At 66.1% G+C, this 6,135-nt stretch carries 5 protein-coding genes; 3 read left to right on the top strand and 2 right to left on the bottom strand.

All coding sequences use genetic code 11. From position 1 onward, the window contains the following. Together EN780_RS25520 and EN780_RS25515 are read right to left on the bottom strand one after the other, a co-directional pair. A partial coding sequence (locus tag EN780_RS25520; protein ID WP_128275668.1) for an SET domain-containing protein-lysine N-methyltransferase occupies window positions 1–324 on the bottom strand: 324 nt, incomplete at its 3' end. A 109-nt stretch (window positions 325–433) separates the two neighbouring features. Continuing rightward, window positions 434–1,192 carry an SDR family oxidoreductase gene (locus EN780_RS25515; RefSeq protein ID WP_128275667.1) on the bottom strand — a complete coding sequence of 253 codons (759 nt, stop codon included), beginning with the start codon at window positions 1,190–1,192 and terminating at the stop codon, window positions 434–436. 270 nt (window positions 1,193–1,462) lie between these two features. Between EN780_RS25515 and EN780_RS25510 the strand changes: the two genes are divergently transcribed. The 3 genes from EN780_RS25510 (at window position 1,463) to EN780_RS25500 (ending at window position 6,066) form a co-directional block, all read left to right on the top strand. Next, the gene (locus EN780_RS25510; RefSeq protein WP_127286937.1) at window positions 1,463–2,716 is read left to right on the top strand and encodes a sarcosine oxidase subunit beta; all 1,254 of its coding nucleotides are present in this window, start codon (window positions 1,463–1,465) and stop codon (window positions 2,714–2,716) included. 63 nt (window positions 2,717–2,779) lie between these two features. Further along, complete coding sequence (locus EN780_RS25505) at window positions 2,780–3,076, top strand: sarcosine oxidase subunit delta (protein WP_127286935.1); 297 nt, start codon at window positions 2,780–2,782, stop codon at window positions 3,074–3,076. Beyond that, window positions 3,073–6,066: a sarcosine oxidase subunit alpha gene (locus tag EN780_RS25500; protein WP_128275666.1), complete on the top strand. Its 2,994-nt coding sequence runs from the start codon at window positions 3,073–3,075 to the stop codon at window positions 6,064–6,066. The genes EN780_RS25505 and EN780_RS25500 overlap by 4 nt, the downstream gene beginning before the upstream one ends. Window positions 6,067–6,135: the final 69 nt, after the last annotated feature.

Genomic DNA, 6,135 nt, shown 5'->3' with positions numbered 1-6,135 from the left:
CCCCTCGCCGGCCGCGATGTCGCGGGTCGCGGTCGCCCCGCCATATTGCGAGAAATCCGTGTTCGGCCGCTCGGCATGGTTCATGAAGCGGCCATTGTCGACCTCGTAGACCATGAAGCCCGGCCGGTCGGGGCTGGGGTAGGCGTAGCGGTCGAGCAGTTCCTTCAGATGCGGCGGCGCCGCCTCGTATTTCTCCATCGGGATCAGCCGGTCGAAATCCGGATCGAGGCGCCAGATCGAGGCGCCCTTGCGGATCGGCTCGGCGGCGAAAACGCCGACACCTTCGATGGCGCTCTGGGCGACGTAGGTCCTGATCAGCAGCATCTCTTACCGTCCGTTGTCGACGGGAAACGGAATCGTCAAATCGGAGCGAAATGCAAGGCCGCTTCGTGAGATTTTCGGCTGGCGGGCAGTGCTGTGGCCGCCAATCCCTTCACGTCCGGTTGATCGAGACGCCGCCATCGGCAAACAGCGCGGTGCCGGTGGTGAAGCTCGATGCGTCCGAGGCGAGATAAAGCGCCGAGCGGGCGATCTCTTCCGGCTGCGCCACACGCTTCAATGCATGAAGGTTTTCGACGAAGGTTCGCGATTCCGGGGTCTTGAATGTCGCCGCCGGCGTGTCGGTGCCGCCCGGCAACAAAGCGTTGACGCGCAAGCCCTGCGGTCCGTATTCGGCCGCAAGCACCTGTGTCAAACCGATCAACCCGGCCTTGCTTGCCGCGTAGCTGGTCATGCCGGGCATGCCGACGGTGTGGCCGACAAAGGTGGAGGTGAAGATCAGCGAGCCGCCGCCGCGCTTGATCATCGCCGGTACCTGGTATTTCGCGCCGAGAAACGCGCTGGTCAGGTTGGTATCGAGCGTCTCGCGCCAGCCATCGAGTGACAGCTCGGAAATCGACCCCGTCTGCCCGACAGCGCCGACATTGTTGAAGGCAATGTCGAGACCACCGAACTTTTCGACCGCGAGATCGACGAGGGCCTTGGCATAGGCTTCGTCGCGGACGTCGCCGGCAAGCGCGACTGCGCTTCCGCCGGCCTCCTCGATCTCGTCGGCCAAGAGGTCGAGCTCTGCCTTGCGCCGGGCTGCGATGACCAGACTGGCGCCCTCTGCGGCGAACAGCTTTGCCGTGGCGCGGCCGATGCCGGAGCTGGCGCCGGTGACGATGGCGACCTTGTCTGTCAGTGCGAACATCTTCTGAGCATCCTTCTTTCGTGCCGGCATTGCCAGCGATTGGACGCTTGGTCGCAAATGGCGGCGGTCCGAGCCACCCGAAAGCTGCATTGGGGTTTGTGCCGCGTGGGTTGGTTGCTCGCCTGTGGATGCCACGGCGCAAAACGGCAAGCGCCGTCGCAAACAGCGCAAGGATGGCTGCGCGGTTTCGCTAGTGATACTCCTCGCGTGCCGAGGCGAGGATGCCCGGCCGCAAAATTCCGCGAAAGCTACTGGCGCGAGGCCTGGAACGTGAAGAAATATTCGGTATTCGCCATCGCCCGCGAGGCCATGCGCGGCCACAAGGGCTGGGAAGAGCAATGGTCTTCGCCGGAGCCGAAGAAGGAATACGACGTCATCATCGTCGGCGCCGGCGGCCATGGCTTGGCGACCGCCTACTATCTGGCCACCGTGCACGGCATCACCAATGTCGCGGTGCTGGAGAAGGGCTGGCTCGGCGGCGGCAACACCGGCCGCAACACCACCATCATCCGCTCCAACTATCTCTATGACGAGAGCGCCGGCATCTATGACCATGCGTTGAAGCTGTGGGATGGGCTCTCGCAGGAGCTCAACTACAACGTGATGTACTCGGCGCGCGGCGTCATGATGCTCGCCCACAATGTGCACGACATCCAGGTGCTGAAGCGCCACGTGCACGCCAACCGTCTCAACGGCATCGACAATGAATGGCTGACGCCGGAGCAGGCGAAGGAATTCTGCCCGCCGCTCAACATCTCGAAGGATGCGCGCTACCCCGTCGTGGGTGCGGCCTTGCAGCGGCGCGGCGGCACGGCGCGCCACGACGCGGTCGCCTGGGGCTATGCGCGCGGCGCCTCGGCGCGCGGCGTCCACATCATCCAGAACTGCGAGGTGACCGGCGTCAAGCGTGCGGCCAATGGCGCGGTCACGGGCGTCGACACGACGCGCGGCTTCATCGGCGCCAAGAAGGTCGGCGTGGTTGCGGCAGGCCATTCCTCGGTGATCATGAACATGGCCGGCGTGCGCATGCCGCTGGAGAGCTACCCGCTGCAGGCGCTGGTGTCGGAGCCGGTCAAGCCGGTGGTGCCTTGCGTGATCATGTCGAACACGGTGCATGCCTATATCTCGCAGTCCGACAAGGGCGAGCTGGTCATCGGCGCCGGCACCGACCAGTACGTCTCCTATTCGCAGACCGGCGGCCTGCACATATTGCAGCACACGCTCGACGCCATCTGCGAGATGTTCCCGATCTTCACGCGCATGAAGATGCTGCGCTCCTGGGGCGGCATCGTCGACGTCACGCCCGACCGCTCGCCAATCCTGGCCAAGACCCCGGTCAAGGGACTCTATGTCAATTGCGGCTGGGGCACCGGCGGCTTCAAGGCCACACCGGGCTCGGGTCACGTCTTTGCCCACACCATCGCCAAGGACGATCCGCACCCGATCAACGCGCCCTTCACCATCGAGCGCTTCCGCACCGGCCGCCTGATCGACGAGGCGGCAGCGGCGGCGGTGGCGCACTGATGGCTGCCGAAAGGCTTTGCGACCAACCGGCCACCGGCCACGGCGAATTGTAGGAACCAACAGATGCTTCTCATCCGCTGCCCCTATTGCGAGGAAGAGCGCCCGGAACTCGAGTTCCGCAACGCCGGCGAGGCGCATATCGCGCGCTCGACCAACATTGCCGGCGAGAGCGACGACGATTTCGAGAAGTTCTTCTTCATCCGCTCGAACCCCAAGGGCGTGATCTATGAGCGCTGGCGCCACATGCATGGCTGCGCGCGCTTCTTCAACGCCGTGCGCGACACAGTCACCGACAAGTTCATCATGACCTACAAGGCCGGCGAGCCGAAGCCTGCGAAGCTGCCGGGAGCCTCGAAATGAGCATCTCTTTCCGCATTTCCGGCGCCGGCCGCCTCAAGCAGGCGAAGACCGCCCGCTTCAGCTTCGACGGCCAGGCCTATACCGGCGTCGAGGGCGATACGCTGGCCTCGGCGCTGCTCGCCAACGGCGTCCATCTTGTCGGCCGTTCGTTCAAGTACCATCGGCCGCGCGGCTTCCTGTCGGCCGGCGCGGAGGAGCCCAACGCGCTGGTGCAGATCGTGCGCGACGACGCGCGCAAGACGCCGAATGTGCGGGCGACCGTGCAGGAGCTCTATGACGGGCTCACCGCCAACTCGCAGAACCGCTGGCCGTCGCTCGCCTTCGACGTCGGCGCGGTCAACGACATCGCCTCGCCGCTGTTCTCGGCCGGCTTCTACTACAAGACCTTCATGTGGCCGAAGGCGGCCTGGAAGAGCCTCTACGAACCGAAGATCCGCGCCGCGGCAGGCCTCGGCGTTTCGCCGGACAAGCCGGATCCCGACCACTACGGCGCGCGCTACGCCCATTGCGAGGTGCTGGTGCTGGGCGGCGGCGCTGCCGGCATCGCCGCGGCGCTCGCCGCGGCCGAGACCGGCGTCAGGGTGATCCTTGCCGACGAGCAGGCCGAATTCGGCGGCAGCCTGCGCTTCGAGGCCGGCGCCAGGATCGACGGCGAGGGCGGCTTCGCCTGGGCGCAAGCTGCCATCGCCAGGCTCAAGGCAATGGACAACGTCCGGTTGCTGACGCGCACGACTGCTTTCGGCTATTACGCGCAGAATTTCGTCGGCCTGGTCGAGCGCGTCAGCGACCATTTGCAGAACCCCGGCCGCGAACTGGCGCGCGAGCGTCTCTGGCAGGTCCGCGCCAGCCGAGTCGTGCTGGCGACCGGCGCCATCGAACGGCACATGGTGTTCGCCGACAATGACCGTCCAGGCGTCATGCTGGCCTCGGCCGCGCGCACCTATCTCAACCATTACGGCGTTGCCGTCGGCAGGAATGTCGGCGTCTACACGGCAAACGATTCCGCCTATGCGGCGGCGATCGACCTGAAGAAGGCCGGCGTCAACATCGCGGCAATCGTCGACCTGCGCGACAACCCGACCGGACCGGTGATCGACGAGGCGAGAGGACTGGGCATCGAGATCAATTTCGGCCGCGCCGTTGTTCGCGCCGGCGGCAAGCTGCGCGTGTCGTCGATGACGGTGCAGCCGAAGAATGGCGGCGGCGAGCGCACCATCCCGGTCGACGCGATCCTGATGTCGGCCGGCTGGACGCCGTCGGTGCATCTGTTCTCGCAGTCGCGCGGCAAGGTCGCCTTCAACGAGGAGACGCGGCGCTTCGTGCCGGGAACCTACGCGCAGGACTGCGTTTCGGTCGGCGCCTGCAACGGCACGGATGGCCTCGACGCGACGGTCGACGAGGCCTATGCGGCGGGCGCCAAGGCGGCGAAGGAGGCAGGCGGCAAGGCGGGTAAAGGCGCCAAGCCGAAGGTCGATGCCAGCGAGAGCTGGTCGCGCGGCATGCTGGGCGCCGCGCCCGGCGCCGGACAGGGCACGACGGTCAAGGCCTTCGTCGATTTCCAGAACGACGTCACCGCCAAGGACATCCGCCAGGCGGTGCACGAGGGCATGCACTCGATCGAGCATGTCAAGCGCTTCACCACCAACGGCATGGCGACCGACCAGGGCAAGACGTCCAACATGCACGGCCTGGCGATCGCCGCCGAGACGCTCGGCAAGCCGATCCCGCAGGTCGGGCTCACCACTTTCCGCGCGCCCTATACGCCAGTGACCTTCGGATCGATCGTCGGCCATGCGCGCGGTGCGTTGTTCGACCCGACGCGTCGGACGGCGATCCATCCCTGGGCCGCGGCGCAAGGGGCGGTGTTCGAGGATGTCGGCCAGTGGAAGCGCGCCTGGTATTTCCCCCGGGGAGCCGAGGACATGCACGCAGCCGTGGACCGCGAATGCGTCACCGTGCGCAAGACGGCCGGCCTGTTCGACGCCTCGACGCTGGGCAAGATCGAGGTGGTCGGGCCGGACGCGGCCAAGTTCATGGAACTGCTCTACACCAATCCGTGGGAGAAGCTGGAGCCCGGCCGCTGCCGCTATGGCATCATGCTGCGCGAGGACGGCTTCATCTATGATGACGGCGTCGTCGGCAGGCTGGCGCCGGACCGCTTCCATGTGACGACGACGACGGGCGGCGCTCCGCGCGTCATGCACCATATGGAGGACTATCTCCAGACCGAGTTCCCGCATCTCAATGTCTGGCTGACCTCGATCACCGAGCAGTGGGCGGTCATCGCCGTGCAAGGGCCGAAGTCGCGCGACATTATCGCGCCGCTGGTCGAAGGCATCGACATGTCGGACGAGGCGCTGCCGCATATGTCGGTGCGCGAAGGCAAGATCTGCGGCGTGCCGACGCGGCTGTTCCGCATGTCGTTCACCGGCGAGCGCGGCTTCGAGGTCAACGTGCCGGCCGACTACGGCCAGGCCGTCTGGGAGGCGCTGTGGGCCGAGGGCCAGAAGCATGGCGCCTGCGCCTACGGCACCGAGTCCATGCACGTGCTGCGCGCCGAGAAGGGCTACATCATCGTCGGCCAGGATACCGACGGCACGGTGACGCCGAACGATGCAGCCCTCGACTGGGCGGTCGGCAAGAAGAAGCCCGACTTCGTCGGGATCCGCGGCATGGCCCGGCCGGATTTGGTCGCCAAGGGTCGCAAGCAGCTTGTCGGCCTCAAGACTAAGGACCCCAAGGTGGTGCTGGAAGAGGGCGCGCAGATCGTCGAGGATCCTGGCCAAGCGATCCCGATGAAGATGATCGGCCACGTCACCTCCAGCTACTGGTCGGAGAATTGCGGCCGTTCGATCGCGCTGGCGCTGGTCGCCGGCGGACGCGACCGCATGGGCAAGACGCTCTATGTGCCGATGCCGAACGGGACGATCGAGGTGGAAGTCACCGGCATGGTGTTCTTCGACGAGAAGGGGGAGCGCCTCAATGGCTAAGGCTGCCGCAAAGACAACCGCTGCCGGCTCGTCGGCCGAGCGCCGTCCGGCGCTGGCCGGGCGCACGCT

Source organism: Mesorhizobium sp. M4B.F.Ca.ET.089.01.1.1 (assembly GCF_004022605.1).
Classification (GTDB): domain Bacteria; phylum Pseudomonadota; class Alphaproteobacteria; order Rhizobiales; family Rhizobiaceae; genus Mesorhizobium; species Mesorhizobium abyssinicae.
This window is presented reverse-complemented; position numbering and strand designations above follow the sequence as displayed.

Excerpts from the sequence above, each read along its gene's own strand:
- EN780_RS25515 (WP_128275667.1), bottom strand. The coding sequence starts at position 1,192 with ATGTTCGCACTGACAGACAAGGTCGCCATCGTCACCGGCGCCAGCTCC.
- EN780_RS25505 (WP_127286935.1), top strand. The coding sequence starts at position 2,780 with ATGCTTCTCATCCGCTGCCCCTATTGCGAGGAAGAGCGCCCGGAACTC.
- EN780_RS25500 (WP_128275666.1), top strand. The coding sequence starts at position 3,073 with ATGAGCATCTCTTTCCGCATTTCCGGCGCCGGCCGCCTCAAGCAGGCG.